This is a genomic window from Rahnella bonaserana (assembly GCF_019049675.1).
GTDB lineage: Bacteria > Pseudomonadota > Gammaproteobacteria > Enterobacterales > Enterobacteriaceae > Rahnella > Rahnella bonaserana.
Map to the genome: position 1 here is coordinate 1 of NZ_JAFMOW010000034.1, position 3,184 is coordinate 3,184.

Consider the following 3,184-nt stretch of genomic DNA (forward strand, 5'->3'; position numbering starts at 1 on the left):
ATTTGATGCCTGGCAGTTCCCTACTCTCGCATGGGGAGACCCCACACTACCATCGGCGCTACGGCGTTTCACTTCTGAGTTCGGCATGGGGTCAGGTGGGACCACCGCGCTAGTGCCGCCAGGCAAATTCTGTTTCATCCATACCGCATGTCTCATGATTTCTCATCTCAACACGCCATACGAACCAATCTCGGAACATTCAGCTGAAAATCTACTTCAGAGCCACTTCAAAACACCTTTGGTGTTGTAAGGTTAAGCCTCTCGGGTCATTAGTACTGGTTAGCTCAATGCATCGCTGCACTTACACACCCAGCCTATCAACGTCTTAGTCTTAAACGTCCCTTCAGGTGGCTTAAAGCCACAGGGAAGACTCATCTCGAGGCAAGTTTCGCGCTTAGATGCTTTCAGCGCTTATCTTTTCCGCATTTAGCTACCGGGCAATGCCATTGGCATGACAACCCGAACACCAGTGATGCGTCCACTCCGGTCCTCTCGTACTAGGAGCAGCCCCTCTCAATCTTCCAACGCCCACGGCAGATAGGGACCGAACTGTCTCACGACGTTCTAAACCCAGCTCGCGTACCACTTTAAATGGCGAACAGCCATACCCTTGGGACCTACTTCAGCCCCAGGATGTGATGAGCCGACATCGAGGTGCCAAACACCGCCGTCGATATGAACTCTTGGGCGGTATCAGCCTGTTATCCCCGGAGTACCTTTTATCCGTTGAGCGATGGCCCTTCCATTCAGAACCACCGGATCACTATGACCTACTTTCGTACCTGCTCGAGCCGTCACTCTCGCAGTCAAGCTAGCTTATGCCATTGCACTAACCTCACGATGTCCGACCGTGATTAGCTAACCTTCGTGCTCCTCCGTTACTCTTTAGGAGGAGACCGCCCCAGTCAAACTACCCACCAGACACTGTCCTCACCCCGGATCACGGGGCCGAGTTAGAACATCAAACATTAAAGGGTGGTATTTCAAGGTTGGCTCCACGCAGACTGGCGTCCACGCTTCAAAGCCTCCCACCTATCCTACACATCAAGGCTCAATGTTCAGTGTCAAGCTATAGTAAAGGTTCACGGGGTCTTTCCGTCTTGCCGCGGGTACACTGCATCTTCACAGCGAGTTCAATTTCACTGAGTCTCGGGTGGAGACAGCCTGGCCATCATTACGCCATTCGTGCAGGTCGGAACTTACCCGACAAGGAATTTCGCTACCTTAGGACCGTTATAGTTACGGCCGCCGTTTACCGGGGCTTCGATCAAGAGCTTCTCCTTGCGGATAACCCCATCAATTAACCTTCCGGCACCGGGCAGGCGTCACACCGTATACGTCCACTTTCGTGTTTGCACAGTGCTGTGTTTTTATTAAACAGTTGCAGCCAGCTGGTATCTTCGACTGGCTTCAGCTCCGGGAGCAAGTCCCTTCACCTACGCGCCAGCGTGCCTTCTCCCGAAGTTACGGCACCATTTTGCCTAGTTCCTTCACCCGAGTTCTCTCAAGCGCCTGAGTATTCTCTACCTGACCACCTGTGTCGGTTTGGGGTACGATTTCGTGTTACCTGGAGCTTAGAGGCTTTTCCTGGAAGCTTGGCATCAACTACTTCACCACCGTAGTGGCTCGTTATCACGCCTCAGGGTTGATATGCGACCGGATTTACCAAATCACACCCCCTACACGCTTGAACCGGGACAACCGTCGCCCGGCTAGCCTAGCCTTCTCCGTCCCCCCTTCGCAGTAACACCAAGTGCTGGAATATTAACCAGCTTCCCATCGACTACGCTTTTCAGCCTCGCCTTAGGGGTCGACTCACCCTGCCCCGATTAACGTTGGACAGGAACCCTTGGTCTTCCGGCGTGCGGGTTTTTCACCCGCATTATCGTTACTTATGTCAGCATTCGCACTTCTGATACCTCCAGCAAACCTCACAGTTCACCTTCGACGGCTTACAGAACGCTCCCCTACCCAACAACGCCTAAGCGTCGCTGCCGCAGCTTCGGTGCATGGTTTAGCCCCGTTACATCTTCCGCGCAGGCCGACTCGACCAGTGAGCTATTACGCTTTCTTTAAATGATGGCTGCTTCTAAGCCAACATCCTGGCTGTCTATGCCTTCCCACATCGTTTCCCACTTAACCATGACTTTGGGACCTTAGCTGGCGGTCTGGGTTGTTTCCCTCTTCACGACGGACGTTAGCACCCGCCGTGTGTCTCCCGTGATAACATTCTTCGGTATTCGTAGTTTGCATCGAGTTGGTAAGCCGGGATGGCCCCCTAGTCGAAACAGTGCTCTACCCCCGAAGATGAGTTCACGAGGCGCTACCTAAATAGCTTTCGGGGAGAACCAGCTATCTCCCGGTTTGATTGGCCTTTCACCCCCAGCCACAAGTCATCCGCTAATTTTTCAACATTAGTCGGTTCGGTCCTCCAGTTAGTGTTACCCAACCTTCAACCTGCCCATGGCTAGATCACCGGGTTTCGGGTCTATACCTTGCAACTTGACGCCCAGTTAAGACTCGGTTTCCCTACGGCTCCCCTATACGGTTAACCTTGCTACAAAATATAAGTCGCTGACCCATTATACAAAAGGTACGCAGTCACCCAACAAAGTAGGCTCCCACTGCTTGTACGTACACGGTTTCAGGTTCTATTTCACTCCCCTCGCCGGGGTTCTTTTCGCCTTTCCCTCACGGTACTGGTTCACTATCGGTCAGTCAGGAGTATTTAGCCTTGGAGGATGGTCCCCCCATATTCAGACAGGATGTCACGTGTCCCGCCCTACTCATCGAACTCACAGCCTATGCATTTTTGTGTACGGGACTATCACCCTATACTGTGCGACTTTCCAGACGCTTCCACTAACACATACGCTGATTCTGGTTCTGGGCTCTTCCCCGTTCGCTCGCCGCTACTGGGGGAATCTCGGTTGATTTCTTTTCCTCGGGGTACTTAGATGTTTCAGTTCCCCCGGTTCGCCTCATTACACTATGTATTCATGTAATGATAATGTGTCGAAACACACTGGGTTTCCCCATTCGGGTATCGTCGGGTATAACGGTTCATATCACCTTACCGACGCTTTTCGCAGATTAGCACGCCCTTCATCGCCTCTGACTGCCTAGGCATCCACCGTGTACGCTTAGTCGCTTAACCTCACAACCCGAAGGTGTCTTAAAGACA

At 52.5% G+C, this 3,184-nt stretch carries 2 rRNA genes; both read right to left on the reverse strand.

Annotated elements, in window-relative coordinates:
• Positions 1 to 7 precede the first annotated feature (7 nt).
• Positions 8 to 123, reverse strand: a 5S ribosomal RNA gene (rrf, locus tag J1778_RS00170).
• 125 nt (positions 124 to 248) lie between these two features.
• A 23S ribosomal RNA gene (locus tag J1778_RS00175) occupies positions 249 to 3,157 on the reverse strand.
• Between the last annotated feature and the right edge of the window lie 27 nt (positions 3,158 to 3,184).